Source organism: Kitasatospora sp. NPDC059812 (assembly GCF_042732075.1).
Taxonomy (GTDB): Bacteria; Actinomycetota; Actinomycetes; order Streptomycetales; family Streptomycetaceae; genus Kitasatospora.
Genome location: NZ_JBHWIO010000002.1, coordinates 178,613 through 204,861, shown reverse-complemented (window position 1 = coordinate 204,861; position 26,249 = coordinate 178,613). Strand labels below are relative to the sequence as shown.

The 26,249-nt window shown below is 74.6% G+C and carries 18 protein-coding genes, 1 tRNA gene and 2 pseudogenes; 14 read left to right on the top strand and 7 right to left on the bottom strand.

What is annotated here, in order from left to right; translation table 11 throughout:
• Positions 1–46: 46 nt before the first annotated feature.
• The gene (locus tag ACFV6D_RS02055; protein ID WP_380557741.1) at positions 47–1,261 is read left to right on the top strand and encodes a hypothetical protein; all 1,215 of its coding nucleotides are present in this window, start codon (positions 47–49) and stop codon (positions 1,259–1,261) included.
• Positions 1,262–1,371: 110 nt separating this feature from the next.
• On the opposite strand, the gene ACFV6D_RS02050 is transcribed toward ACFV6D_RS02055, so the two are convergent.
• Positions 1,372–1,905: an NUDIX hydrolase gene (locus ACFV6D_RS02050; protein ID WP_063349308.1), complete on the bottom strand. Its 534-nt coding sequence runs from the start codon at positions 1,903–1,905 to the stop codon at positions 1,372–1,374.
• A gap of 95 nt (positions 1,906–2,000) precedes the next feature.
• On the opposite strand from ACFV6D_RS02050, the gene ACFV6D_RS02045 reads away from it, so the two are divergent.
• Positions 2,001–2,954 carry an ATP-grasp domain-containing protein gene (locus ACFV6D_RS02045; protein ID WP_380557738.1) on the top strand — a complete coding sequence of 318 codons (954 nt, stop codon included), beginning with the start codon at positions 2,001–2,003 and terminating at the stop codon, positions 2,952–2,954.
• Positions 2,955–3,010: 56 nt separating this feature from the next.
• On the opposite strand, the gene ACFV6D_RS02040 is transcribed toward ACFV6D_RS02045, so the two are convergent.
• Positions 3,011–7,060, bottom strand: coding sequence for an ABC transporter transmembrane domain-containing protein (locus tag ACFV6D_RS02040; RefSeq protein ID WP_380557735.1), 4,050 nt, complete (start codon positions 7,058–7,060; stop codon positions 3,011–3,013).
• A gap of 346 nt (positions 7,061–7,406) precedes the next feature.
• Complete coding sequence (locus ACFV6D_RS02035) at positions 7,407–8,048, bottom strand: TetR/AcrR family transcriptional regulator (RefSeq protein WP_107452927.1); 642 nt, start codon at positions 8,046–8,048, stop codon at positions 7,407–7,409.
• A 132-nt stretch (positions 8,049–8,180) separates the two neighbouring features.
• On the opposite strand from ACFV6D_RS02035, the gene ACFV6D_RS02030 reads away from it, so the two are divergent.
• From ACFV6D_RS02030 to ACFV6D_RS02015, 4 genes are all read left to right on the top strand, one after another.
• Positions 8,181–9,893, top strand: coding sequence for a carboxyl transferase domain-containing protein (locus ACFV6D_RS02030; protein ID WP_380557732.1), 1,713 nt, complete (start codon positions 8,181–8,183; stop codon positions 9,891–9,893).
• A gap of 192 nt (positions 9,894–10,085) precedes the next feature.
• Complete coding sequence (locus ACFV6D_RS02025; RefSeq protein ID WP_380557729.1) at positions 10,086–12,395, top strand: acetyl/propionyl/methylcrotonyl-CoA carboxylase subunit alpha; 2,310 nt, start codon at positions 10,086–10,088, stop codon at positions 12,393–12,395.
• A complete protein-coding gene (locus ACFV6D_RS02020; RefSeq protein ID WP_380557726.1) occupies positions 12,392–13,378 on the top strand; it encodes a hydroxymethylglutaryl-CoA lyase in 987 nt (328 codons plus the stop codon). The genes ACFV6D_RS02025 and ACFV6D_RS02020 overlap by 4 nt, the downstream gene beginning before the upstream one ends.
• A 172-nt stretch (positions 13,379–13,550) precedes the next feature.
• Positions 13,551–14,741, top strand: a complete 1,191-nt coding sequence (locus ACFV6D_RS02015; RefSeq protein ID WP_063349303.1) for an acyl-CoA dehydrogenase family protein — start codon at positions 13,551–13,553, stop codon at positions 14,739–14,741.
• 187 nt (positions 14,742–14,928) lie between these two features.
• Here ACFV6D_RS02015 and ACFV6D_RS02010 read toward each other — a convergent pair whose 3' ends face one another.
• Entirely contained in the window at positions 14,929–15,408 is a 480-nt protein-coding gene (locus tag ACFV6D_RS02010; RefSeq protein ID WP_063351389.1) for a universal stress protein, read from the bottom strand.
• 72 nt (positions 15,409–15,480) lie between these two features.
• Between ACFV6D_RS02010 and ACFV6D_RS02005 the strand changes: the two genes are divergently transcribed.
• Positions 15,481–16,044, top strand: a complete 564-nt coding sequence (locus ACFV6D_RS02005) for a hypothetical protein (protein ID WP_380557723.1) — start codon at positions 15,481–15,483, stop codon at positions 16,042–16,044.
• A gap of 426 nt (positions 16,045–16,470) precedes the next feature.
• Positions 16,471–17,538, top strand: coding sequence for an HAD family hydrolase (locus ACFV6D_RS02000; protein WP_380557720.1), 1,068 nt, complete (start codon positions 16,471–16,473; stop codon positions 17,536–17,538).
• A 144-nt stretch (positions 17,539–17,682) separates the two neighbouring features.
• On the opposite strand, the gene ACFV6D_RS01995 is transcribed toward ACFV6D_RS02000, so the two are convergent.
• A complete protein-coding gene (locus tag ACFV6D_RS01995) occupies positions 17,683–18,483 on the bottom strand; it encodes a GNAT family N-acetyltransferase (RefSeq protein WP_380378816.1) in 801 nt (266 codons plus the stop codon).
• A gap of 1,000 nt (positions 18,484–19,483) precedes the next feature.
• On the opposite strand from ACFV6D_RS01995, the pseudogene ACFV6D_RS01990 reads away from it, so the two are divergent.
• From ACFV6D_RS01990 to ACFV6D_RS01970, 5 genes and pseudogenes are all read left to right on the top strand, one after another.
• Positions 19,484–20,486: pseudogene (locus tag ACFV6D_RS01990) on the top strand (helix-turn-helix domain-containing protein); the annotation flags it as partial.
• Positions 20,487–21,393: 907 nt separating this feature from the next.
• Positions 21,394–21,996: an oligoribonuclease gene (orn, locus tag ACFV6D_RS01985; RefSeq protein ID WP_380557717.1), complete on the top strand. Its 603-nt coding sequence runs from the start codon at positions 21,394–21,396 to the stop codon at positions 21,994–21,996.
• Positions 21,997–22,123: 127 nt separating this feature from the next.
• Positions 22,124–22,199: transfer RNA gene (locus ACFV6D_RS01980), tRNA-His, on the top strand.
• A 133-nt stretch (positions 22,200–22,332) separates the two neighbouring features.
• Positions 22,333–22,779: a DUF4442 domain-containing protein gene (locus tag ACFV6D_RS01975; RefSeq protein WP_063349298.1), complete on the top strand. Its 447-nt coding sequence runs from the start codon at positions 22,333–22,335 to the stop codon at positions 22,777–22,779.
• 109 nt (positions 22,780–22,888) lie between these two features.
• Positions 22,889–23,800, top strand: a complete 912-nt coding sequence (locus ACFV6D_RS01970) for a hypothetical protein (RefSeq protein ID WP_380557714.1) — start codon at positions 22,889–22,891, stop codon at positions 23,798–23,800.
• Positions 23,801–23,875: 75 nt separating this feature from the next.
• On the opposite strand, the gene ACFV6D_RS01965 is transcribed toward ACFV6D_RS01970, so the two are convergent.
• Positions 23,876–24,811 carry a spermidine synthase gene (locus ACFV6D_RS01965; RefSeq protein WP_380334972.1) on the bottom strand — a complete coding sequence of 312 codons (936 nt, stop codon included), beginning with the start codon at positions 24,809–24,811 and terminating at the stop codon, positions 23,876–23,878.
• A 136-nt stretch (positions 24,812–24,947) separates the two neighbouring features.
• A complete protein-coding gene (locus tag ACFV6D_RS01960) occupies positions 24,948–25,472 on the bottom strand; it encodes a hypothetical protein (RefSeq protein ID WP_208869100.1) in 525 nt (174 codons plus the stop codon).
• Positions 25,473–25,910: 438 nt separating this feature from the next.
• Here ACFV6D_RS01960 and ACFV6D_RS01955 point away from each other — a divergent pair.
• Positions 25,911–26,249 (top strand): annotated as a pseudogene (locus ACFV6D_RS01955) (tetratricopeptide repeat protein); the annotation flags it as partial.

The following is a 26,249-nucleotide window of genomic DNA, read 5'->3' as shown; positions in this document are numbered from 1 at the left end:
CGGTGCGGGAGGATCATCCGGACCGTCCGCCGAAGGGCCCGTGCCGATGACCTCGCTCCACCCCGCCGCAACCGACCCGTCCCTGCCCGGCCCGCCCGGGGACAGCGCCGGATCCGCGCCCCCGCACGCCGCACGCTGCTCCATCGCGACGGCCGCCGAGACCGGCCCTTCCGGCACTCCGGGCGCCGCCCCGTCCGGCACCGCCGGCGGGCCACGCCAGGCCGGCGGCTCACGCCACGACTCGGTGCCGCAGCCGCGCGGACGGGAGGACGGCGGGGCAGACGGCGGACTCGCGGCGGCGAGGGGCGAGGCGGCTGCGGACGATCCGACCACCTCGCGGCTGCGGGCGGCGCTCGCCGACCGGCTGCGGGCCGCCCGCGCCCAAGGCCGCTCGGTCGCCGACCTGGCGGCCGCGTGCCGGCGATCGGCTACGGAAGTCCGGGCGCTGCTGGGCGAGAGCGCCGAGGACGGGGACTGCGAGGACGGCGAGGTCCGTGAGGGCGGCGCGGGCGGCGCGGGTGTTGAGCACCGTGGAGACGTTCCGGGTGGCGGCGCCGAGGCCGTGGGCGGGCGGACCGGGACCGGGGCCGGCAGGTTCGGCCGGCCGGCCGTCGCGCCCGAGGGCGACCGGGCCGTGCCCGTGCTGCGCGCGGCGCGCGAGGAACTCCGGGCCGCCGGCTCCCGGCGCCCCGCGCCCTCGCGCCGGCTGCGCCGGATGCACCCGCAGGCCGACGCGACCGGGCAGGGGGCGGCCGCACGGGAGACGGCCGCGACCGAACCGATCGGGACAGCACCTACGACACCCGTGGCCTCCGCCACTCTCCCGGCCGAGGTCTGGGCGGCAGCCGCACCCGGTTCAGGTGAACTCATCGGAGGCACCGGGGCGGTGACGGCTCCGTCGGCCGCCGCCCCCGAGGAGGCGCGGGCCGAGACACCGCTCGGCATCCTGATCGGCGGCAGCCCGAACCAGCCCGAGGCCGTCGGCCGCCCGGAGGAGCGGGCGCCGGTCCGGGTTACGGCGGAACCGGTCCGGATCGGCCGCGGCACCAGCCTGATCGTGCTGCCCTCCTGGCGCGCCGCCATCGCCGTCTCGGTGCCGACCGAGCAACTGCTGTCCGCCACCGGGCTCGCCTTCGAGCAGTTGGCCGACGCACAACTGACCGTGCTGATGAACCCCTGCGCGCTGCACGACCGGGAGCTGGACCTGCACGGTTGGGAATCCGGCCCGGGCGGGCGGGCGCGACGCGGCGGGCGCCCGTAGGGGCGTGCGTTCGTAGCAGCGCGCTTTTGGGGCCCGCCGGTGACGGTCAGGAGACGGCGGTCAGGAGATCGCGGTCGGCCGTGCGTCGGGGAGCGGTCAGCGGGTGGCCGTCAGCGGGTGGCCGGGGCGTTCGGGATGAAGCCGAGGTCGACGGGTACCGGGGGGCGCCCATCGACGGCCCAGCCCTCGCGGACGGCGGCCAGCAGCTCCGGCAGCCGGGGCGGCCAGAGCGCGTCGGCGTGCTCGTCCGCCAGGTCGGCCGGGGTCCACCAGCGCCAGTCGAGGATCCGGTCCTCGGCGTGCACCGCGCTGACGTCACCGACCGGGCCGCGGTGCGGTCCGCCCGTGAGGTAGATGTGCTCGTGCTGACGGACCGGGGTGCCGTGCCAGGTGAAGTCGTGTTCCCAGGTGCAGAGCAGCGGGCCCGGTTCGAGGTCACTCCAGCCCGTCTCCTCCCAGAGTTCGCGCCGGGCGCCGGTCCACGGGGTCTCGCCGGGTTCCAACCCGCCGCCCGGCATGGTCCAGTGGACGCCGACCTCGTCGTTGTCCGAACGGAGCAGGAAGACCGAGCCGTCCTCGTCCAGGACCACCGTGCGAGCCGCCTGCCGGGGGACACGTGTACGGAGTCTCAGCAGATTTCGCATCGGATCACTCTCCCAGCACCCGGCCGGGCCGTCGAGCGGGTTTGACGCGCCGAAAGCCGCCGACGCCGCCCCGCCCGGGCCTTACCCTGACGGCCATGCCCGTACCCGCGATCCTCTTCCCCGCCGACCCGCTCAACCCGCGCCGGCCCGACCCGCACTTCGCCTGGGAGGCCAGGCTGCTGCGGGAGTTGGGCGGCGAGCACCACCTGGTCGACCACGACGCGCTGATCGCCGGGCACGCCGAGCAGGCGGTCCGGCGGGTGCCGCAGGACCGGGGTCCGCTCTGGTACCGGGGCTGGATGCTTCCGTCCGCCCGCTACGCCGGTTTCGCCACCGCGCTCGCCGCGCGCGGCTGCGCCCTGCTGACCAGCCCGGCCGGCTATGCGACGGCACACGAACTGCCGGGCTGGTACGACGTGTTCGAGGGGGCGACTCCGCCCAGTACGTGGATCCCCACCGCCGCTTCCGCGGTGCCCGGGCCGGAAGAGCTGGCGGCCGCCGTGGCCCGGCTCGGCGGGAGCGGGCCGGCGATCGTCAAGGACTACGTGAAGTCGCGCAAGCACGAGTGGCACGAGGCCTGCTACATCCCCGAGTTGGCCGATCTGGCGAGCGTCGGGCGGGTGGTGGCGCGGTTCGTCGAGCTCCAGGGCGAGTTCCTGACCGGCGGGGTGGTGCTGCGGCGGTACGAGGAGTTCGAGCGGCCGGCCGACGGGCCGGGCGGCAGCTCGGGCGACGACTCGGGCGGAGGGTCGGATGACCGTTCGGGCCGTGGGAGCGGGCGGGCCGTGGAGGCGCGGGTGTGGTGGCTGGACGGCGAACCCGTCCTGGTCGGGCCGCACCCCGACGCACCCCACCACGATGTCGAACCCGACCTCACCGGCGTCCGCCCCCTGGTCCGGATGCTCGGCTGCCGCTTCGTCACCACCGACCTCGCCAGCCGGGCCGACGGCTCCGGCTGGCGCGTGGTCGAGGTCGGGGACGGACAGGTCAGCGACCTGCCGCACGGGATCGACGCCACCGGCCTGCTGGCCTCGCTGATCGCCGCCTGACGATCAGCCTGGCGGGCCGCCGGCGACGGTCCGCCAGGCTGATCGCGGGCAGTCGGCTACCCCGCGGCGACGGCCTCGACCGCCGGGTGGCCGTCCGCGATGAACGCCTGCCAGAGCCGGGCGTACGTGCCGCCCCGGGCGAGCAACTCGGTGTGCGTACCGTCCTCGACCACCCGGCCGTGGTCCAGCACGACGACCCGGTCGGCGCGCTCGGCGGTGGTCAGCCGGTGGGCGATGACCAGCGTGGTGCGGCCGCCGCTGAGCCGGTCCGCGGCCTGGTTGACCACCGCCTCGGTGGCCAGGTCGAGCGCCGCGGTCGCCTCGTCGAGCAGCAGGATGTCCGGATCGACCAGTTCGGCCCGAGCCAGCGCGATCAACTGCCGCTGGCCGGCCGAGAGGTTGCGGCCGCGACCCGCGACCTCGTGGTCGTAGCCGCCGGACAACCGGACGATCATGTCGTGCGCACCGACCGCCCGGGCCGCCGCCTCCACCTCCGCCGGCGAGGCGTCGGGCCGGCCGTACGCGATCGCCTCGCGCACCGTGCCCGCGAACAGGTACGCCTCCTGCGGCACCACGCCCAGCCGGTGGCGGTACTGCGCCAGGTCGAAGCGGGTGAGGTCGACCCCGTCCACCCGCACGGTGCCCTCCGTCGCGTCGTAGAACCGGGCGACCAGCTTCACCAGCGTCGACTTGCCAGCACCGGTCTCGCCCACCAGCGCCACCGTCTGCCCGGCCGGAATGTGCAGGTCCACACCGGTCAGCACGTTCGGGGCGCCGTCCGCACCGCCGTTGTAGGCGAAACCGACACCCTCGAAGGAGATCTCGCCGCGCAGCCCCTCGGGCACCGGCACGGGGTCGGCCGCCTCGGCCGTGGCGGTCGGGGTGCGCAGCAGCTCCCGGATCCGGCCGAGGCCCACCGAAGCCTGCTGGTAGCCGTCGAACACCTGGGACAGCTGGTTGACCGGCGCGAAGAACAGATCGATGTACAGCAGGTACGCGACCAGCGCGCCGACCGTCAGCGTCCCGGCGTCGACCCGGGCCGCGCCCACGATCAGCACCAGCGCGGCGGCCACGCTGGAGAGGAACTGGACGAACGGGAAGTACAGCGAGATGTACAGCTGCGCGCGCACCCGGGCCTCGCGGTAGGCGACGCCCCTGGCGACGAAGCGGTCCGTGTTGGTGTCCAGGCGGCGGAAGGCCTGGACGATCCGCATGCCCGCCACGTTCTCCTGGAGGTCGGCGTTGACGGTGCTGATGAGGTCCCGGGACAGCTCGTACTGGTCCCTGGACTTCCGGCGGAACACCAGCGTCGCGATCACCAGCAGGGGCAGCACCGCGAAGACCACCAGGGCCAGGCCGGCGTCGATGATCAGCAGCGCGGCGAAGATCCCGCCGAAGGTCAGCAGGCTGACCACGGCAGTGACCACGCCGGTCTGCAGGAAGGACGTCAACGAGTCCAGGTCGGTGGTCATCCGGGTCATGATCCGCCCGGACAGCTCGCGCTCGTAGTAGTCCAGGCCGAGCCGGTTGAGGTGGGCGAAGATCTTGAGGCGGAGCATGTAGAGCACCCGCTCACCAGTACGGCCGCTGACCCGGTTCTCGGCGCTCTGCACCAACCAGTCCAGCAGCACCACCACCAGCGCGGCGAGCGCGGCCACGGCGACCCCGGACATCAGGGCCTTGCTGACGCCCTGGTCGATGCCGTGCCGGATCAGCACCGGCAGCACCAGGCCGGAAGCCGCGTCGAGCGCGACGAGCAGCAGGGCCAGGGCGAGCGGGACGCGGAAGGGGCGCAGCAGGCGGCGGAGGGTGAAGTCCGGGTCACCGGCCTCGGCCTCGGCGCGCGGGACCGCCGGGGAGTCGGCGGCCGGCGGGAGGGCCGCGACCCTGGCCAGCAGGTCGGGGTCGGCGGTGCGGGCCGCCTTGACCAGGGCGGGGGTGGGGAGGTCGGGGGTGGCAGGGGCGGCGGGTTGCGAGGCGACGGGTTCCGGGGCCTGCGTGGGGGTCGGTTCGTCGACCTGCTCGGAGGTGGACCGCGCCTCGGTCTGCTCGGCGGCCTGCTCAGCGGTCCGCTGCTCGGGGGCCTGCTGCCCGGCGGGCTGCTCGGGGGTCTGCGGAGAGGTCTGCTCGACAGTCTGCGGGGCCTCGGACGACCGGGGTGTGCGGCCGGCCTCGGGGTCGGTGATCAGAGCCCGGTACTGGGGACATCGGGCGTCGAGTTCCTCGTGCGTGCCGATGTCCAGCAGCCGGCCGTGATCCAGGACGGCTATCCGGTCGGCGAGCTGCAGGGTCGAGCGGCGGTGGGCGATCAGCAGCGTGGTGCGGCCGGTCATCACCGAACGCAGCGCGTCGTGGATCTCCGCCTCGACCTGCGGGTCCACCGCCGAGGTGGCATCGTCCAGCAGCAGGATCCGGGGGTCGGTGAGGATCGCCCGGGCCAGCGCGATCCGCTGGCGCTGGCCTCCGGAGAGGGTCAGGCCCTGCTCGCCGACCTTGGTCTCGTAGCCGTCCGGCAGCGCGCGGACGAACTCGTCGGCCTGGGCGGCCCGCGCGGCCGCCACGACCTGCTCGTCCGTGGCGTCCGGACGGCCGTAGGCGATGTTGGTGCGGACCGACTCGGAGAACAGGAAGCTCTCCTCGGGGACGATGCCGACCGCCGACCGGACCGAGTCCAGGGTGAGGTCGCGCAGGTCGTGGCCGTAGAGGCGGACGGCGCCGGCCGCCGGGTCGTAGAAGCGCGGCACCAGCTGTGCCACCGTCGACTTGCCGGAGCCGGAAGCCCCGACCAGGGCGAGGGTCTCGCCGGGGGCCAGCTTCAGGCTGAGGCCGTGCAGGACGGGGGCGGGATGCTCGGGGTCGTAGCGGAACTCGACCTGGTCGAACTCCAGGGCGACATCGGAGGTTCGGGGGCCTGCGGTGGCACGGGTGTCTGCGGTGGCGCGGGGGCCTGCGGTGCTGCCTTCACGGACGCCGGTGGCGGCGCCTTCGCGGGTGCCGTCCCCGGTGAGGTCCAGGGTGAGCGCGTCCGGGCGCTCCTGGACCAGCGGGCGCTCGTCGATCAGCTGGAGGACGCGCTCCACGCCGGCCCGGGCCTGCTGGCCGACCGTGATGACCATGGTGAGCATCCGCACCGGTCCGGTCATCTGCGCGACGTAGGTGGAGAAGGCCACGAAGGTCCCGAGCGACACCTGGCCGTCGACGGCCAGCCAGCCGCCGAAGGCCAGCACCGCGACCTGCGCGAGCGCCGGGACGGCCTGCATCGCCGGGTTGTAGCGGGCGTTGAGCCGGATCGACCGGAGCCGGGCCGCGAACAGGTTGCGGGAGGCCCGCTCCAGCTTGTCCAGCTCCTGCGCCTCCTGACCGAAGCCCTTGACCACCCGGACACCGCCGATCGCGCCGTCCACCACACCCGCGACGGCGGCCGCCTCCTGCTGGGCGGCCCAGGTGGCGGGGAAGAGTCGCTTCCGGCTGAGGACGGTGATCCACCACAGCGCGGGGGCCATCACCAGGGCTATCAGGGTGAGCGGCGGGGAGAGCCAGACCATCACGGCCAGCGACATGACGAACATCAGCAGGTAGCCGGTCATCATCGGCAGCATCGAGAGCAGGCCGTTGATCAGCTGGAGGTCGGAGGTCGCGCGTCCGACCACCTGGCCGGTGTCCAGCCGGTCCTGGCGGTGGCCGTCGAGCCGGCCGAGCGAGCGGAACAGGTCGCTGCGCATGTCGTGCTGGACGTCCAGGGCGAGCTGGCCGCCGTAGTAGCGGCGGACCTGGGTGCAACCGAAGACGACGACGGCGGCGAGCAGCAGCACCACCGCCCAGGGGACCAGCGAACGGGTGTGCGCGGTGATGACGTCGTCGATGATCAGCTTGGTGACCAGCGGCACCAGCGAGGTGACGGCCATGCCGACGAGCGAGGCGCCGAAGGCGAGCAGCACGCTGCGGCGGGAGCGCCAGCAGTAGCCGACCAGGCGGCGCAGCCAGCCGACGGCCTGCGGGTCGTTGCCGTCCGGCTGCGGGTGGGCGCCGTCCGGCTGCGGGCTCGCGCCGGGGGCCGGTGAGCCGCTCGGGGATTGCTCCACCGTGGATCCGTGAGTCTCAGGCATATTTAGGGATGCTAACCATTTCATCGGGTGGCCGCCATGGCGTTTCCGGCCCGGATGGGGCCGGAGCGGGCCGGGGCGGCCCGGATCGTCCGGTCCGGCGGACTGGCCAACAGCCTGCGGCCTGCGGTGATTCCCGGCCGAACGAACGCACGGCCCGCCGACCCGCCCGCCTCCAGGGTCGCCCGCCTCCGGGGTCGCCTGCCTCCAGGGTCGCGGACGGGCCGCCGAAGGCCCAGCGGCCCGGGGCGGGCGGGCGCCGTCCTTTGGTCCTAGACCTCCGGCCTCAGGGTCGAACCGCCAACCCTCGGGCCTGGACTGCCGAGCGGGCCGTCCGGGTGCGCAGGACTCAGGCCTGCGCGGACACCGACTCGGCCGCCGCCGCGAAGGCGCCGTGGGCGAGGGCGTGCAGCAGGACGGCCATGCCGTCGCGCTGGAGGCCGGAGCGCTCGTCCTGGGCGGGGCCCGGGCCGAGGCTGTGCGGGGTCGAGTTGATCAGGCCGAAGACCGCGTGGACGGCGGCCCTGGCCACCGGTTCGGCGGCGGGGCCCGTCAGCTGCGGATAGACCTGCCGGACCACGTCCACCCAGAGCTCGACGTAGCCGCGCTGGAGCCGACGGACGGTGCGGCGGTCCTCCTCCTTGAGGTTCAGCAGCTCGCGGTCGTGGAGGGTGATCAGGTCGCGGTCGTCGAGGGCGAAGTCGACGTGGCCGCCGATCAGCGCGTCCAGCGCGGCGGCCGGACCGTCGCCGCCCCCCGCCCGGCGCCGCCCCTCCTCCAGCAGGCGCTCGCTGATGCCGATCAGCAGATCGGCGAGCATCGCGTCCTTTCCGGCGAAGTGGCGGTAGAGCCCGGGGCCGCTGATGCCGACGGCCTTGCCGATCTCGTCTACACCCACCCCGAGGAAACCCCGGGCCGCGAAGAGCCGCGCGGCCTCCCGACGGATCTGGTCGCGGCGTGGGAGCGCGGAGGCTGCGGGGACGTTCGGCATGCTGCCCATCGTAGACAGTGGGGTTATCGGCCGTTAACCTGGGCGCGCAAGTTAACGTTAATTAACGTGGGGTCCATGGGCGCACCGCATCCGGCCGCCCGCCTGGTGCCGAGGGCAAGGGAGCTCTTGGGAATGGTCATCTCAACCGCCGGTGTACCCACCGGCGTCCATGGCAGCACAGCGGCCGGCACCACGGCGGCGCCAGGTGCCGTACCGCCGGGAGCCGCTGCTCCCGCGCCCCGGCTCGGCACCGCGGCCGACCCGGGCTCCACCGCCTACCGCGCCAACACCGAGGCACACCGGGCCCTGGTCGCCGAGCTGCGCGAGAAGCTCGACGCGGCGGCCCTCGGCGGCGGCGCCAGGGCCCGCGCCCGGCACACGGCGCGCGGCAAGCTGCTCCCCCGCGACCGGGTGGACGCCCTGCTCGACCCGGCCTCGCCCTTCCTGGAACTGGCCCCGCTGGCCGCCGACGGGATGTACGACGGGGCGGCGCCCGCGGCCGGGGTGATCGCGGGCATCGGCCGGGTCGCCGGGCGCGAGGTGGTGGTGGTCGCCAACGACGCCACCGTCAAGGGCGGCACCTACTACCCGATGACCGTGAAGAAGCACCTGCGCGCCCAGGAGGTCGCGCTGGAGAACCGGCTGCCCTGCGTCTACCTGGTGGACTCCGGCGGCGCCTTCCTCCCCATGCAGGACGAGGTCTTCCCGGACCGCGACCACTTCGGCCGGATCTTCTACAACCAGGCCAGGCTCTCCGCCGCGGGCATCCCGCAGATCGCCGCCGTGCTCGGTTCCTGCACGGCCGGCGGGGCGTACGTCCCGGCGATGAGCGACCAGGCCGTGATCGTCCGCAACCAGGGCACGATCTTCCTGGGCGGGCCACCGCTGGTGAAGGCCGCCACCGGAGAGGTGGTCACCGCCGAGGAACTGGGCGGCGGTGACCTGCACTCCCGCACCTCGGGGGTGACGGACCACCTGGCCGAGGACGACGCCCACGCCCTCTCCATCGTCCGCACGATCGTGGCCGGGCTCGGCCCGCGCTCGGCCAGGCCGTGGCCGCTCACCCCGGTCGAGCCGCCGGCCGTGGACCCGGCCGGCCTGTACGGGGCCGTCCCGGTCGACCCGCGCACGCCCTACGACGTGCGCGAGGTGATCGCCCGGCTGGTCGACGGCAGCCGGTTCGCCGAGTTCAAGGCCGAGTACGGCGCGACCCTGGTCACCGGCTTCGCCCGGATCCACGGCCACCCCGTCGGCATCGTCGCCAACAACGGCGTGCTGTTCTCCGAGTCGGCCCTCAAGGGCGCCCACTTCATCGAGTTGTGCGACCAGCGCGGCATCCCCCTCCTCTTCCTGCAGAACATCACCGGGTTCATGGTCGGCCGGCAGTACGAGGCGGGCGGCATCGCCAAGCACGGCGCCAAGATGGTCAACGCCGTCGCCAGCACCCGCGTCCCGAAGCTGACCGTGGTGATCGGCGGCTCGTACGGAGCCGGCAACTACTCGATGTGCGGCCGGGCTTACTCACCTCGCTTCCTGTGGATGTGGCCGGGCTCGAAGATCTCCGTGATGGGCGGCGAGCAGGCGGCGTCCGTCCTCGCCACCGTCCGCCGCGACCAGTTGGAGGCCCACGGCGAGCAGTGGCCGGCCGAGGCGGAGGAGGAGTTCAAGCGCCCCGTCCGCGAGCAGTACGAGCGCCAGGGCAACGCCTACTACGCCACCGCCCGCCTCTGGGATGACGGCGTGATCGACCCGATGGACACCCGCACCGTCGTCGGCCTCGCCCTCACCGCCTGCGCCAACGCCCCGCTCCCGCCGCCCGGCCCGTACGGGGTCTTCCGGATGTGACCCCGCCCCGGCGGGTGTGACCCGCCCCCTCCCACGCGACCTCTCCTCTCCTCTCCTGTCGGTGTGACCCCGCTCCTGCGGGCGTGACTCCCGCGGCGCCGACGCACCCGGGCCGGCGCCCTCCTCTCCACCGCCGCCACCCCGCCGCCACCTCCTTCGTACGGCTCCCCTCGACCCGGAGGAACGCCTCCCATGTTCGACACAGTTCTGGTCGCCAACCGCGGCGAGATCGCCCTCCGGGTGATCCGCACCCTGCGGCGGCTCGGCGTGCGCTCGGTCGCCGTGTTCAGCGACGCCGACGCCGACGCGCCGCACGTCCGCGAGGCCGACGTCGCCGTCCGGCTCGGCCCGGCCGACCGCAGCGACAGCTCGGCGGCCGAGACCTACCTGCGCACCGACCAGATCCTCGCCGCCGCCCGCCGCACCGGGGCCCAGGCCGTCCACCCCGGTTACGGCTTCCTCGCCGAGAACGCCGGCTTCGCCCGCGCCTGCGCCGACGCCGGCCTCGTCTTCATCGGACCTCCTCCCGGTGCGGTCGAGCTGATGGGTGACAAGATCAACGCCAAGGAAGCCGTCCGAACCGCCGGCGTTCCGGTGGTCCCCGGCAGCCAGGCCACCGCGCCCACCGACGGGGATCTCCTCGCCGCCGCCGACGAGATCGGCTACCCCGTCCTGCTCAAGCCGTCCGCCGGAGGCGGTGGCAAGGGCATGCGCCTCGTGCGGGACCGCGCCGACCTGCCCACCGAGATCGCCGCCGCCCGCCGCGTCGCCCGGACCGCCTTCGGCGACGACACCCTGCTGCTGGAACGCTGGGTCGACCGGCCGCGCCACATCGAGGTGCAGGTGCTCGCCGACGCCCACGGCACCACCGTCCACCTCGGCGAGCGCGAATGCAGCCTCCAGCGCCGCCATCAGAAACTGATCGAAGAGGCTCCCTCCGTTCTGCTCAATGCCGAGACCCGCGCCGCGATGGGCGCCGCGGCCGTCCGCGCCGCGGAGTCCTGCGGCTACACCGGGGCCGGCACCGTGGAATTCATCGTTCCCGGCATCGACCCGGACTCCCCCGCCACCGCCTCCACCGAGGGGGTACGGGACTTCTTCTTCATGGAGATGAACACCCGCCTCCAGGTCGAACACCCCGTCACCGAACTCGCCGTCGCCGTCGGCGACGATTCAGCCCGACTCGACCTGGTCGAGTGGCAGCTGCGGATCGCCTCGGGCGAACGGCTCTCCTTCGATCAGTCCGACATCTCCTTCCTGGGCCACGCCATCGAGGCCCGGATCTGCGCCGAGGACCCGGAACGGGACTTCCTGCCCACCGGCGGCCGCATCCTCGTCCTGGACGAGCCCCAGGGCGAGGGCGTGCGCGTCGACTCCGGAGTCGCCCCCGGATCCGTCGTCACCAGCGCCTACGACCCGATGCTCGCCAAGGTCATCGCGTACGGGCCCGACCGCCCGACCGCGCTGCGCCGGCTCCGCGCCGCGCTGGCCGACACCCGCATCCTGGGCGTCACCACCAACACCGGCTTTCTGCGACGGCTGCTCGCACACCCCGAGGTCGTCGCCGGCCGGCTGGACACCGGCCTGGTGGAACAGACGGCCCAACAGCAGCCCGCCCTGCTCGCCTCGCCGTACTCCCCGGCGAACGCGCCGAACGGCGCGAACGAGACCGGCGAGGCCGACAAGGCCAACGAGGCCGATGACGCGCACGAGGCCGACGCCACAACTGCCGACCCGCTGACGGCCGAGACGCCACCACCTGCCCACCTCCTCTACTACGCGGCCGCGCTGGCGCGGCACCTGGACCTCACCCCGGCCGCCGACCCCGGCGGCTGGACCGACCCCTTCTCCCTTCCCTCCGGCTGGCGCCTGAGCGGCACCCCCGCCTGGACCACCCACCGACTCCGTACCCCCGGCCAGGATCCGGTCTCGGTGCGCATCCGTTCGATCACTGCGGGCAACGTAGCCGATGCCACTGACAATCCCGCCGAGCTCACCCGCGAGGTCGAGCTCCGGCTCGGCGCCGGGCCCGTCCACCGCGCCCGCGCGACCCGGACCGCCGACCGGCTGCACCTGACCGTCGACGGCCTGCAGACCACGTTCACGCTGGCCACCGACGCCGCTCCCGGCCTCGCCGCCGGCCCGGTGACCTGGCTCGGCATCGAGGGCGACGCCTGGTCGCTGCACGCCCACGATCCGGTGGGCGAGCGCGCCGCCGGAACCGCCGCCCACCACGGCGCCCTGACCGCCCCGATGCCCGGAACCGTCACCGTCGTCAAGACCACGACGGGCGAGACGGTCCGCAAGGGCCAGCCCCTGCTCGTGCTGGAGGCCATGAAGATGGAACACGTGATCGCCGCCCCGCACGACGGCGTGGTGGCCGAGCTGCGGGCCACCGCGGGCGCCACCGTCGCGATGGAGGAACTGCTGGTCGTGGTCGCCCCGGCCGGGGACGGCGCCGACGAGCAGGCCGCCCCCGCGCCCGCCGGGGTGCGGTCATGACCGCACCCGCCCGCGAGCCCGACGCGCTGGACCTGGGCCTGCCCGACCCCGTCCGCGCCCCCGGCCTGCCCGAGGAGGTCCGGATCCACGAGGTCGGACCGCGCGACGGGCTGCAGAACGAGGGCTCCCTGGTGCCCGTGGAGGTCAAGGCGGAGTTCATCGCCCGGCTCGCGGCCGCCGGGCTGCGCACCGTCGAGGCGACCAGCTTCGTCCACCCGAAATGGGTCCCGCAGCTGGCCGACGCCGAGGAACTGATGCCCCGGCTCGCCGGCCTGCCGGAGCGCCACCCCGGCCTGCGGCTGCCGGTGCTGGTGCCCAACGAACGCGGCCTCGACCGGGCGCTCGCCCACCACGCCACCGACGTCGCGGTGTTCGCCAGCGCCACCGAGACCTTCGCCCGCCGCAACCTCAACCGCTCGGCGGACGAGGCGATGGCGATGTTCCGCCCGGTCGTGACGCGGGCGACCGAGGCCGGGCTGGCGGTCCGCGGCTACCTCTCGATGTGCTTCGGAGACCCCTGGGAAGGTCCGGTCCCGGTCTCCCAGGTGGTCGGGTACGGCGTGCGGCTGCTGGAGATGGGCTGCGCGGAGCTGAGCCTCGGCGACACCATCGGCGTGGCCACCCCCGGGCAGGTCGGCGCCCTGCTGGCCGGCTTCGCACGGGCCGGGGCGCCGGCCGACCGGCTCGCCGTGCACTTCCACGACACCTACGGCCAGGCGCTCAGCAACACCCTGGCGGCCCTGCGCGAGGGGGTCACCACGGTGGACGCGTCGGCGGGCGGCCTCGGCGGCTGCCCGTACGCGAAGAGCGCCACCGGCAACCTGGCCACCGAGGACCTGGTGTGGATGCTGCACGGGCTCGGCATCCGGACCGGGGTCGACCTGCGCGCGCTGGTCGCCACCAGCGGGTGGATGGCCGAGCGGCTCGGCCGTCCGAGCCCGTCCCGCACCGTCCAGGCGCTGCTCGGCGCCGCCCGGGGCTGACCCCGCCCCACCACCGCTCCCCGGTGCCAGCCGCGCGGAATCCCGGCCGCGGCCGGCACCGGGCACCACGTTCATCGTCCAACCACACCGTGCGACCGTCACACCGTCAGACGGACGCCGGTCGTCCCGCTCACGCCCGCGGCCACCCCGGCCGGGCTCCAGGAGGATCACCGTGTTCGACCACCGGCTCAGCAGCGAGTACGAGGAACTGCGGCGCACCGTCGCCGAGTTCGCCCAGGACGTGGTGGCGCCGAAGATCGGCGGGTTCTACGAGCGGGAGGAGTTCCCGTACGAGATCGTCCGCGAGATGGGGCGCATGGGCCTGTTCGGCCTGCCCTTCCCGGAGGAGTACGGCGGCATGGGCGGCGACTACTTCGCGCTGGGCATCGCGCTGGAGGAACTCGCCCGGGTCGACTCCTCGGTGGCGATCACCCTGGAGGCGGCCGTCTCGCTCGGCGCGATGCCGATCCACCGGTTCGGGACGGAGGAGCAGAAGCGCGAGTGGCTGCCCCGGCTGACCTCCGGCGAACTCCTCGGCGCCTTCGGCCTGACCGAGCCCGAGGGCGGCTCGGACGCCGGCGCGACCCGCACGACCGCGCGGTACGACGAGACCACCGACGAGTGGGTCATCAACGGCACCAAGTGCTTCATCACCAACTCCGGCACGGACATCACCGGTCTGGTCACCGTCACCGCACTCACGGAACCGATCGCTCGTTCGAGTGAAGAAGGCGAATTCCGCTCGCCAACGCGCGAAATCTCTTCCATCATCGTGCCCACCGGGACCCCGGGGTTCCAGGTATCGAAGAAGTACTCGAAGGTCGGGTGGAACGCATCCGACACCCGCGAACTGTCCTTTACCGACTGCCGCGTCCCCGCGGCCAACCTGCTGGGCGAGCGTGGCCGAGGCTACGCCCAGTTCCTGCGGATCCTCGACGAGGGCCGCATCGCGATCGCGGCCCTGGCCACCGGCCTGGCCCAGGGATGCGTCGACGAGTCCGTCAAGTACGCCGGCACGCGCCGGGCCTTCGGCCGGCCGATCGGTGCCAACCAGGCCATCCAGTTCAAGCTCGCCGACATGGAGCTGCGCGCCCACACCTCCCGCCTGGCCTGGCGGGACGCCGCCTCCCGGCTGCTGCACGGCGAACCGTTCAAGAAGGAGGCCGCGATCGCGAAGCTGTACTCGTCCGAGGCCGCCGTCGACAACGCCCGCGAGGCGACCCAGATCCACGGCGGGTACGGCTTCATGAACGAGTTCCCGGTCGCCCGTTTCTGGCGCGACTGCAAGATCCTGGAAATCGGGGAGGGCACATCGGAGGTTCAGCGCATGCTCATCGCCCGGGAGATCGGCGCCGGGTTCTGATCCGGCCCCACCGGAGCAACACCCCGCTCCTCAGGCGGCGTTGAGGAGCGCCCGACGCAGAGGAGCAGGCCGACGTCGGCGAGGCCGGTCGACACCAGTAGCGGCCGACCCCATCGGCCGACCACCCCATCGGCCGGCAACAGGGAGACGCCTCCGGGGGCGCGGAAATGCGGCGCCCGACGGAGCGTCAGGGAATCACGATCACCGGGCGGTTGGCCCGCCGCGCCAGCCGTCCGGAGACCGAGCCGAAGATCTTGCCGAGCAGGCCGTGCGTCGTGCCGACGACGATCGCGTCGGCGGCGTACTCGCGGCCGACCTCCTCGATCTCGTGGCAGATGTCACCGCCCCGCTCGATCAGGATCCACGGCACCCCGGTGAGGAAGTCCGCGCAGGCGAGCTCCAGGCCCAGGACCTCGGTCCGGTGGTCGGGGAGGTCGACGAAGACGGGAGGTTCACAGCCTGCCCAGACAGTGGCGGGCAGGCGATTGGCGACGTGCACGATCACCAGGCCGCACTGCGAACGGCGCGCCATGCCCACCGCGTACGCGAGGGCGCGCTCGCTCGACAGGGAGCCGTCGAAGCCGACGACCACGCCGTGCTGGAAGACCGGGTCGAGGGAGCGCGCGGACGCGTCCCGGGCCGTGGACTCGGTGTGCGCGCCGGGCAGGCCGGACGCCTCCGGGCGCTCGGCGCCCGGGCCTAGGCGGCCCGTCACCGGAGACCCTGCAGGGTCGGCCGGGTGCCCGCCACGCCGCTGGCGAGGCCCTGGACGGTCGTGCCGGGCGAGGCCGCCCCGTCGGACCAGGCCGCACAGAGCGCGCACGAGGCCCCGGGGAGCACCCGGCTCCGGGCCGGCTTCCTCAGCGCCCGGGGTGTGATCGGCGGTACCAGCGACGCCCGAGGCACCAGCCGGCGCGTCGGCTCGCTGGGCAGCGGCGTCGCCAACCCGCTCGCCGGCGTGCTCGTCGACACGGTCATCAGCCCGCTCGCCCCTGCGCTCACCCCCGCGCTCGTCGGCCGGTGCGCAGCCGGGCTCGTCGGCTTGGGCGTCGACCTGGTCGTCGGCTCGGTCATCGGCCTGCCTACTGGCGGGCAGGCGACCCGATACATCGGCGTGCCCGTCGGCTGGAGCGAGGTCCGCGCGGCCGCCGTCGTGCCCGGCGCCTGCGCCCACGCTGCGGGGCGCATCCGGCTCCACCGGTCGGAAGGACTCAAAACCAGCCATGGCTCACGGCTCTTCAGGGGAGAGGGGCCGACAGGAGAGGACAACGCCGCCCGGGCAGCAGGCCCGCCCACGGGATGACGTCGGTCTGCGCCGCGCAGCACCGTATGTGACCTGTTCCTTTCAGAGTACGACGGGTGTGAGGCCCAGCCCAGCGGTGAGGCCTCGGAGCGGCATTGTTCCCGCGAAAGGAGGATGCGCCCGCCGTCGGCAGTGCGCCCCGCCCGCAGGCCACGCGCCCCCTCCAGAAAGGAGGTTCCCTGGAGCTTGACTGAGCGGACCGGGCGACGCAACAGGCCTGCCGGACACCGTGACCGGACTGTCATGGATCGGCGACGATCCGTTGCGACACGTCGCGAACCGTCACGCCCCGCCAGCCTCAGCCGGCCCGTCCGGACCCACCCGTACGCCAGGTCCTGGAACCCGTTTCAGCCACTACGTACGGCTTCGCGACGCGGTCTGGCATTTGCCAGGTGCATAGGCGCGGCCGCTGGCACCATGCTTGGCATGCCCCTGCTCCTGTTCGACCTCGACAACACGCTGCTCCCCAGGGACGCCGCTTTCCGGGCCTGGGCTCAGGATTTTCTGTCCGAGCGCGACCTGCCGCCCGGAGACCTCGAATGGTTCGTCACTCTCGACGGCGGCGGCTACGTGCCGCGCAGCACCGTACTGTCCGCCGTCCGGCGCCGCTACGGGTTGGACGTCTCCACCGAGTTCCTGCTCGCCCACTACCGACACGGCATCAACTCCCACATCCACTGCCCGCCCGGACACGTCGACGCGCTGCAGGCGGCACGGGCGGCCGGGTGGACGCTCGGCATCGTCAGCAACGGCGGCACACGGCCGCAGTTGGAGAAGATCCGGCGGACCGGGCTGGGGCCGCTAGTCGACGGCTGGGTCATCTCCGAGGAGGCCGACTGCGTCAAACCGGATCCGCTGATCTTCGAGATAGCCGCCCAGCGGTGCGGCGTCGCGCCCACCGGGACGTGGGCCGCGCACACCTGGATGGTCGGGGACCACGCGCCCGCGGACATCGCCGGCGCCGAACTGGCCGGCCTGCGCAGCGTCTGGCTGCACCACGGCCGGCCCTGGGCCGAGAGCGGCTACCGGCCGACGCTGAAGGCGGCCGGCCTGCCGGAGGCCGTCGGTCAGGTGCTCGCCGCACGCGGCGCGCCGTCGGCCCGGCCGGGTCTGCGCGCGGGCGGGCCGGTCCAGCGGCGGTCCACCGGGGTGCCGGTGCGCGCGGGGGCGCTCCTCGGCGCGCGGACCGGCGCACGGCCGACGGAATCCGCCCCTGACGGCCCGTTCGCGCCTGCTGCCGTGAACGCCGGAACGGTCAGTGCCCCCGGTGGTTCGATGGCGGGGTCGGATGTCCGAAACCGCACCGGCGAGTTTGCCGTGGTCGCCGACAGCCGTCCTGGCCTGGTCCCGGGCGCGGGCCCGGCGACGGACCCGGGGGCGAGCGTGCTGCGCCCCGTCGCGGTGGCGCACCCAACGGCCGTCCGTACGACGGCGGATGGGGCGGGGCCCGCGCGGACCACGTTCGCCGTGGCGCCGGCGGCGGCCGCCCCGTAGCACCCCGCTTGAACGTGCCACCTCGCACACCCCGCCCCACACACGCACCGCACGCCCTTCACGCACCCCGCCGCACCGCACCCCACCGCAACTGGTGCCCCGCACCGCAGCCAGAGACGACCCCGCCGCGGGGCGGCCCGGCCGTCAGCCGTGCGCGGAGGTCCGGGTCCACCAGCAGGTGCGGGCCTGCGCGGTGAACCCGAGCTTGCGGTAGAGCGGTTCGCCGAGCGAGGTGGCGACCAGAGTGGCCGGGCGGTCGGGGTGCGCGTGGGCCAGGGCGGTCTGGAGTACGGCGCGGGCCACGCCCTGGCCGCGCCGGTCGGGCAGGGTGGCGACCCAGTACACCCCGGTGGCCTGGCCGTCGTCGTAGGTGAGGCAGGTACCGGCGGTGGCGCCGTCGACGCGGCCCAGCCAGGCCCGGAGCCCGGGTTCGCGCAGGAGCTGTTCCGGGAGCGCTTCGCCACGGGTCCAGGGCTGCCGGGCGGGCAGCGGGAAGCCGTCCACGATCGCACGCTCGACCTGCGCGAAAGCATCGCCGTCCAGCGCCTCATCGACCGTCAGGGAGCCGCCGCCGTGCGCCTCCGAGAGCGAGGGGAGGACGGCCGGGACGCCGTCGACCGGGCCGGGTTCACGGGTCATCACCGGCATGACCGGCATCCGGGTGGCGCCGAACCGGGTCAGGTCGAGTGCGCCGTACGGGTCCTCCAGGGTGAAGCAGATGGTCTCCCACTCCTTCAGGAGGTCCTCCAACTCCCCTTCCACCAGCGCTGGTTCGACGTACGGACTGGTGACCACGAAGCGGTGCGAGTCTTCCGGGGTGCGGGCGCAGCGGACCGCCGTCAGGCCCGGGCGAGTGCGGAACCGCCAGCCGTGCACGCGGGCTTGGGCGAGCCAGAAGGCGGCGGCGTTGTCGTTGGCCTGTTCGAGCCGGCTGTTGGTGTTCACGGCAGGACGGTAACCCGGAGGTCGCGCCCCGGTTCCGCCGCCCCGGCCCTGGCCGGATGAAGCCTGGGAGGCGCACGAGCTCATTTCGTGCGCCCTCTCGTGCACCGCCGATTTTCGGTCAATTTCGCGCCGATCCCTCCCGCTTGGGCAAATCCGCAGCCCAGACCCGCCGACCGGGCGCGCGCGGGCCGGACGCCCCAGGACCGGCCCCGCGACAACCAGCCACCGTTGCACCGGCCCTCTTCCCAGAAGGGTCGACGGGTGCCACGCTTCGTGATCGAATGCATCACGCCAAATTGCCATGTCGACATAGCGTCGGATGGTGAACTTGTCACAACGGCAATGGTCCACCCGATAGATTTCGATCTTGGCGAGCAGTAGTGCCGCACCACCCACACCACACCACCGAGGGGGCTTGAGCGCCTTGAGCAGGGTGAGCAGGAGCGACGCGGGTCCTGACAGCGGCCAGGCGGCGGCCGGTATCGCGGCTCGGTCCGCGAGAAGCACCGGCACCTCCGCGACCGCCGCCACCACCCGCAACTCCGGCACCCCGGGCGCCGTCTCGCACTCCTCGTACCCCACAGTGCCTTCCCCCGGCATCGCCGCCACGGGCACCTCGGCGGCGGCCGCAGAGCACGGCGGAGCGGCACACGGCGGGCAGGCGTACGGCGGTCCCGCGTACGGCGGGTCGGCACACGTCGGAGCAGTGCATGGCGGGTCGGCACACGGCGGCCAGCAGGCGCACTCCGGACAGGTCGTCAGCCGAGGCACCGTCAGCCCGGCGCAGGCCTACGGCGCCGACTTCCCGACCTATCCCGGCTACCCGGGGGCGGGCGGAACGATCGGCGCGAATGGCGCGATCGGCGCGAACGGCGCCCCTGGCCTGAACGGCGCCCCCACCGGCTCCCTGGGCGGCCCCCTCGCCGGCCTCCCCCTGGGCTCCCCCGGCCACGGCCCGCTGGGCCACGGCGGGCCGGGCGCGAACGGCTCGTCGACCCCGATGACGGTCTCCGCCCCGCGCAAGCTCTCCGGCCGCCGACGCCGGGAGACCGTCGCGGTGCTGATCTTCGGCGGCGCCCCGATCTTCGAGAGCTCGATCCCGCTGTCCGTCTTCGGCGTCGACCGCCAGGACGCCGGGGTACCGCGCTACCGGCTGCTGGTCTGCGCCGGCGAGGACGGCCCGCTCGCCACCACCGGCGGCCTCACCCTCTCCGCTCCGTACGGCCTGGAGGCCCTCGCCCGGGCCGGCACGATCGTCGTACCGGCCTGGCGCTCGATCTCGCAGCCCCCGCCGGTCGAGGCGATCACCGCCCTGCGCAAGGCCCACCACGAGGGCGCGCGGATCATCGGGCTCTGCACCGGCGCCTTCGTCCTGGCCGCCGCCGGCCTGCTCGACGGCCGCCCGGCGACCACCCACTGGATGTACGCGCCGACGCTGGCCAAGCGCTACCCCCGGGTGCACGTGGACCCGCGCGAGCTCTTCGTCGACGACGGCGACGTGCTCACCTCGGCCGGCACCGCCGCTGGCATCGACCTGTGCCTGCACGTGGTGCGCAGCGACCACGGCGCCGAGGCGGCCAACGCGCTGGCCCGTCGCCTGGTGGTCCCGAGCCGTCGCAGCGGCGGCGGACAGGCCCAGTACATCGACCAGTCTTTACCTGAGGAGATCGGCAACGACCCGCTGGCCGAGGTGGTCACCTGGGCGCTGGAGAACCTCAACCAGCAGTTCGACGTCGAGGTGCTGGCGGCACGCGCGTACATGAGCCGACGCACCTTCGACCGGCGGTTCCGCACGCTCACCGGCAGCGCGCCGCTGCAGTGGCTGATCACCCAGCGGGTGCTCCAGGCGCAGCGGCTGCTGGAGACCTCGGAGCTGTCGGTGGACGACGTCGCCCGCCGGTGCGGGTTCCGTTCGCCGGTGGCGCTGCGCGGGCACTTCCGCCGCCAGCTCGGGGTCTCGCCGGCCGCGTACCGGACCAGCTACCGGGCGCGCCGGCCCGGGCCGCAGTCGGCGGTGCCGACCGGTCCGCACGGCAGCGACCTGCGGCTGCCCGGCGCCCTGCCGCACGCCGCGGCCACGGCCGGGTCGGCAGCGGGCGCGGCGCTGTTCGGCGGGGCACACGGCAGCCAGCACGGCGCGCAGCCCGCGTACCCGTTCCCGGCCGGGAACGGCGCACCGGCGCAGGTCGGCCCGCACGGCCAGCCGCTGCCGCACGGCGCGTCGCCGGCCGCGGCGGGGCAGCCGGGCCCGCACGGCCAGCCCGGCCCGTTCGGTCCGGGGCAGGCCGGGACGCCGGCCGACCGGGCCTTCCACGCCCGGGCCGGGCAGCCGTACCCGCACCAGCAGGCCGCGCAGCAGCCGCACCCCGGGCAGCAGGGTGCGGGGCGAGGTCCGGTGCGGTCGCCGCTGGTGCCGCCGCAGGCCGGGTCGGGGGCGGGGCGTCCGCCGCGCACCGCGGAGCACGCGGCGGCGGAGGACGGCCACCCCCAGCCGGGGGCGCGCGGCCAGGGGCAGGGGCACCGCAGTGCGGTCGAACGGCCCGCGGACGAGCCGGGTGCCGCGGCGGGCTCCGCCCGCGGTCACGGCGCGGCGACCGGCCGGGTGCCGGCCCCCGCCCCCGCCGGGCAGCCGGCGACCGGGGCGGGCGAGCTCCGGGGCCGGCAGGCGCGGGTGCCGCAGGCCCGTCCGCAGGGCGGCCGGGCGGCGGCGGCCGACGGTGCCCGGGCGGCGCGCGAGGCCCGTCCGACTCGGGACGGCCACGCGGTCCGGACCGGGCGGGAGGGCGAGCGGCCGGACGGCCACGGCCCGCACGGCGGCGCGGAGGAGCACCAGGCCGAGGGCTGTGCCCCGGAGCCCCGCTCGGCTCCGCCGGTCCCCGCGGCGCGTGATCGCGCCGTAGGGTGAGTTGTGTGAATGACCGTTTGGTATGGATCGACTGTGAAATGACCGGCCTCCACCTCGACCAGGACGCCCTGGTCGAGGTCGCGGCACTGGTGACGGACTCCGAGCTCAACATCCTCGGCGAGGGTGTGGACGTCATCATCCGCCCGCCGGCGGAGGCGCTGGCGGGCATGCCCGAGGTGGTGCGCGCGATGCACACCTCCTCCGGCCTGCTGGAGGAGCTGGAGCAGGGTGTGACGCTGGCCGAGGCGGAGGCGCGGGTGCTCGCGTACATCCGCGAGCACGTGCCGGAGGCCGGCCGGACGCCGCTGTGCGGGAACTCGGTGGCCACCGACCGCGGCTTCCTCGCCCGGGACATGCCGGCCCTGGAGAAGCACCTGCACTACCGGATCGTGGACGTCTCCTCGATCAAGGAGCTGGCCCGCCGCTGGTACCCGAAGGCGTACTACAACAGCCCGCAGAAGGGCGGCAACCACCGGGCGCTGGCCGACATCCGCGAGAGCATCGACGAACTGCGGTACTACCGCGAGGCGGTGTTCGTCCCGCAGCCCGGACCGGACACCGACACCGCGCGCGCCATCGCCGAGAAGTACCAGGCCCCGGAGGGCTGACCCGAGGAGCCCGGGGGAGGTGCCCGCGTTCGCCCGGACGAAAGCCTGGCGCGAGCACCCTCTCGGATCCTGTAGAGTTCTTCCTGTCGGAACGGGAACGCGGAAGCGGAAACGGGCCGGACAGATGGTGGGTGTAGCTCAGTTGGTAGAGCACCTGGTTGTGGTCCAGGTGGCCGCGGGTTCAAGTCCCGTCACTCACCCCAGAGCCTGAGGGGCCGATCTCTTCGAGAGATCGGCCCCTCAGGCGTTTTCGCGTTCCCTCAACTCTCCACCGCGGTTCGGGTTTTCCCGGCGCAGGCCTGCCGCCAGAAGCTACTGGCTAGTAACATTCCTGCCATGACCACACCTTCGATCGGCCAGCTGCTCGACTCCACCGTGCCGATGGCGCACACCCTCAAGCTGGAGTACCTGGAGACCACCCCGGACCGCGCCGTGCTGCGGCTGCCCGACCAGCCCGCGTACCACAACCACGTCGGCGGACCGCACGCCGGCGCGATGTTCACCCTCGCCGAGTCCGCCAGCGGCTGCATCGTGCTCGCCGCCTTCGGCGACCAGCTCTCCCGGGCCGTGCCGCTCGCGGTGAACGCCGAGATCGCCTACAAGAAGCTCGCCATGGGCGAGGTCACCGCCACCGCCGTCCTCGGCCGCCCCGCCGCCGAGGTCGTCGCCGAGCTGGACGCCGGCGGCCGCCCGGAGTTCCCGGTCACCGTCGAGATCACCCGCGCCGACGGCGCCGTCACCGGCGTGATGACCGTCACCTGGACCCTGCGCCCCAACTCCTGACCGCGCCACGGCCGGTGGCCCCGGGCAACCCGGCCCGGGGCCACCCGTGCGATGACTGTCCGTGACGGCGGGCGTGACCTCACGACCCGTCCGCTCGTTCTCAACTCACATGCGAGCCAATCACGCGACCAAGCCCCAGGAACCCGCCCCCCGCGGCGTCGGCGTACGGCGCGCGATCGGCCGGTGGCTGCCCCGCGTCCTCGCCGCCGGTGGCGCCCTCCTCGCCCAACTCGGGGGCTTCGGCGCGCAGGCCGCCTGCGCCGACCCGCTGCCGGACCAGACCCGGCCCGCCGTCCGCCGCACCCTGGCCGGCGGGCCCGCGCCCGGCCGGCTCGCCCAGGCCGGGCGGCCCGCGTACGACGGTCCGTCGGCCGAGCGGTCCGACGACCCCGGGCGCCCGGCGGCCGAGGAGGCCGAGCGCCCCTCCCCCGGGCTCGTCGGGGAACTGACCGGCGCCGTCCCCGACGCCGGGATCGACGGCGCCACCGGCACGGTCGGCAGCGTCTTCCAGGACCGGATCCGAGCCGGCGGACTCCCCCTGCCCGGGCAACGGGCCGCCGTCCCCGACGCCTTCGCGATCGCCTCCGGCCTGCCCGACACCGTCCCCGCCCAGGGCCGCCCCGCCGAGACCCGCGCCTCCCGGGAGGGCGGGCCCGCCGAACTGCCCGCCACCGCACGGCCCGGCGCCACCGGAGTCCGCTCCGCCGCACCGGCCGCCACCGCCCGCCCGTCCGGGGCGGCCGGTGCGCCCCCGGTCCAGGAGGCCACCGCCCCGGACGGGCGGAGCGCGGCCGGACCCGCCACGAGCCGTGACCGGACGGGCGCCACCACCGCCCTGCCGGTCGGGCCCGGCGCACCCGCCCAGCCGTCCGAAACCCTCGCGCTCGCCGACACCGCCACGGTGACGGCCGTGGGCGACGGTTCCGCCACCGCGACCGCCGTCCTCGCGCCGATCGCCGCCGGGCTGCTGCTGACCGGCGCGGCCATGTGCAAGCACCGCGGCCTACCGCGCGGGCACTGACCGGACTCACGCTCCTGGCGACGGTTCCAGCGCCGGCCGCGGACGTTCACGCCCGGGGGCAGCCCCTCGGGGTGGTCAGCGGAAGACGCCCGGGGGCGGGGCCGGGGAGGGGGCGGCGGTGGCGTCCGTGGCGGGGACGGCCCCGGCGGCGAACGCGGTGAGGGCGGAGCCGTGTTCGACCCGGCCGAGGGCGGCGTCGGAGGCGACGCGGCGGGTGAGGTCGGCGATCGGGAGGGGTGCGTGGGCGCCGGCGAGGACGAGGTTGCCGAAGCGCTTGCCGCGCAGGACGGCGGGGTCGGCGACCAGGCACAGTTCGGGGAAGACCGCGCCGAGGGTGGCGATCTGGGAGCGGGCGAAGGGCAGCGCCGAGCCGTCTGCGATGTTGGCCGCGTACCAGCCGCCGGGGGCGAGGGCGCGGGCGGCGAGGGCGGTGAACTCGACGGTGGTGCAGTGGGCCGGGGTGCGGGCGCCGGAGAAGACGTCGGTGATGACCAGGTCGACGCTGCCCTCGGGGGTGCGTTCGAGCACGCTGCGGGCGTCGGCACCGCGCACCTTGATCTGCCAGCCGCGCTCCAACGGCAGCTCGGTGCGGACGAGTTCGGTGAGCGCGGTGTCGATCTCGGCGACCTGCTGGCGGGAGCGGGGCCGGGTGGCCGCGACGTAACGGGCCAGGGTGAGGGCGCCGCCGCCGAGGTGCAGCACGGTGAGCGGGCGGCCGGACGGGGCGACCAGGTCGATCAGGTGGCCGAGCCGGCGCTGGTACTCGAAACCGAGGTGGGTGGGGTCGGCGAGGTCGACCATGGACTGCGGGGCGCCGTCGATCAGCAGCGACCAGGCCGCGGGGCGGTCCCGGTCGGGGCGCAGTTCGGCGAGGCCGGAGCCGACCGGACGGGTGAGCGGGCCCTGGGCGTGGGTGCGGCCGCCGGGGCCGGTGACGTCCGGCCCGGTGTCGCGCTCGGTGCCGCGGCCCGTGCCCCGGGCTGCTCTGCTGCTTCGTCCCATGACCGCCATTATCGCCGCCGGGCGGGGCGGCCTCGCTGGTCAGGGAGGTCAGGGAGATCAGGGAGGTCCGGGGGCATGCCAGGTGGATCCGGCCGGAGGGGCGGGCCAGGCTCGCGGGCCCGGCGGGATCCGCACGGCACGCCCGCTAGAACGGGCCGAGGCCGCCTGCGGTGAGCGTGCAGGCGGCCTCGCAGAGGGCGGAGCGGAGCACCCAGGCGTCGGTGGGGCGGGCGGCGCAGGCGGCGCCGGAGGGGGGCATCACCCACCGCGGGTCGGTGGCGGTCGGCAGCAGGGCGCCGGCGGTACAGGAGCTGCCTGGCAGGTGCCAGGTCTCGCTGGTGCCGACGGGGACGAGGAAGGTGACGGTGCTGCCGTTGCGGCTCTGCAGGACGGCCCCGCAGGCCCTGCGCAGCCGCAGGATGTCCACCGCTTCCAAGCCGTGCCGCAGGGCGACCGTCACGGTGTCGCAGCTGGTGACGAGGGTGTCCTGGTCCGGTCCGGGGCCGAGGCGGTGGCCGGGGTGCCGGCCGCCGCGGGGGGCGCGTCCGCCTTCGACCGGGCCCCGGCCGGGGATCCGGTCGTCGGCCGGGTCGGGGAGCAGGGCGGGGGCGGCGCCGGCGAGCACGCCGCCGGCGGCCGGTCGGTACTGCGACAGTCCGGTGGCCATCATGGGCCCTCCTGTACCTCGTCGGGTCAAAAGCGCCGCCGCCCGGGAGGTGGGGGCCGCGGGGACGGACGGCAGGCCGGGGCGACGGCCTGGGCTTCCACGTATCAGGACAACGCGGCGGACACCTCACAGGCCACGGGGCGCCTTACAGCAAGGCATGGCATTTCATGGCGGATAACCCGCAACCACGCCCGCTTTATACCGAATTGGGGGCACATCTCCCATAAACCGGCTGTGGTCGACCGGTCACGCCCGGTACTGTCGGTGGCGGGTCACGACGACCCCACCGGCCACACCGGGCCGTTCCCGCACCGTCGCGCACCACCGTGCCGACACCCGGACCGTACCCGCACTTCGCCCCCGCACCCGACACCCGCGCACCTCCGGCGCCGCCGGCCGCGCACCCGCACCACCACCCTCCGCACGACCACGGAGCGCACCATGGCAGCCACCCCACCGGCCGAGCCGAACCGCCCGTCACCCAACGCCGTGATGCGCGCACTGCGCGGCAACCGCTCACCCGGCGAGTTCGCCATGGCCGTGCGCCGGGCGGCCCGGGAGATCGGGGAGCACGTGTCCTGCGACGCCCGCTACGTCGGGCGGGTCGAATCCGGCGAGATCCGCTGCCCCAACTACGCCTACGAGCGGGTCTTCCGGCACATGTGGCCGGACCGCGCGCTCACCGAACTCGGCTTCTCCCCCCGGACCGCCGTCCGCCGCCGCCCCGCGGTCGGCGGCGGCGGGGGGGGGCCCCACCCCCCCCCCCCCCCACCCCCGGAG

What these genes read in the sequence shown, in the direction of transcription:
- ACFV6D_RS02025 (WP_380557729.1), top strand. Translation starts at nt 10,086, where the DNA reads ATGTTCGACACAGTTCTGGTCGCCAACCGCGGCGAGATCGCCCTCCGG.
- ACFV6D_RS02035 (WP_107452927.1), bottom strand. Translation starts at nt 8,048, where the DNA reads ATGCCGAACGTCCCCGCAGCCTCCGCGCTCCCACGCCGCGACCAGATC.
- ACFV6D_RS01960 (WP_208869100.1), bottom strand. Translation starts at nt 25,472, where the DNA reads ATGATGGCCACCGGACTGTCGCAGTACCGACCGGCCGCCGGCGGCGTG.
- ACFV6D_RS02045 (WP_380557738.1), top strand. Translation starts at nt 2,001, where the DNA reads ATGCCCGTACCCGCGATCCTCTTCCCCGCCGACCCGCTCAACCCGCGC.
- ACFV6D_RS01965 (WP_380334972.1), bottom strand. Translation starts at nt 24,811, where the DNA reads ATGGCGGTCATGGGACGAAGCAGCAGAGCAGCCCGGGGCACGGGCCGC.
- ACFV6D_RS02020 (WP_380557726.1), top strand. Translation starts at nt 12,392, where the DNA reads ATGACCGCACCCGCCCGCGAGCCCGACGCGCTGGACCTGGGCCTGCCC.
- ACFV6D_RS01975 (WP_063349298.1), top strand. Translation starts at nt 22,333, where the DNA reads ATGACCACACCTTCGATCGGCCAGCTGCTCGACTCCACCGTGCCGATG.
- ACFV6D_RS02000 (WP_380557720.1), top strand. Translation starts at nt 16,471, where the DNA reads ATGCCCCTGCTCCTGTTCGACCTCGACAACACGCTGCTCCCCAGGGAC.
- ACFV6D_RS02030 (WP_380557732.1), top strand. Translation starts at nt 8,181, where the DNA reads ATGGTCATCTCAACCGCCGGTGTACCCACCGGCGTCCATGGCAGCACA.
- ACFV6D_RS02040 (WP_380557735.1), bottom strand. Translation starts at nt 7,060, where the DNA reads ATGCCTGAGACTCACGGATCCACGGTGGAGCAATCCCCGAGCGGCTCA.
- ACFV6D_RS02055 (WP_380557741.1), top strand. Translation starts at nt 47, where the DNA reads ATGACCTCGCTCCACCCCGCCGCAACCGACCCGTCCCTGCCCGGCCCG.
- ACFV6D_RS02050 (WP_063349308.1), bottom strand. Translation starts at nt 1,905, where the DNA reads ATGCGAAATCTGCTGAGACTCCGTACACGTGTCCCCCGGCAGGCGGCT.
- ACFV6D_RS01970 (WP_380557714.1), top strand. Translation starts at nt 22,889, where the DNA reads ATGCGAGCCAATCACGCGACCAAGCCCCAGGAACCCGCCCCCCGCGGC.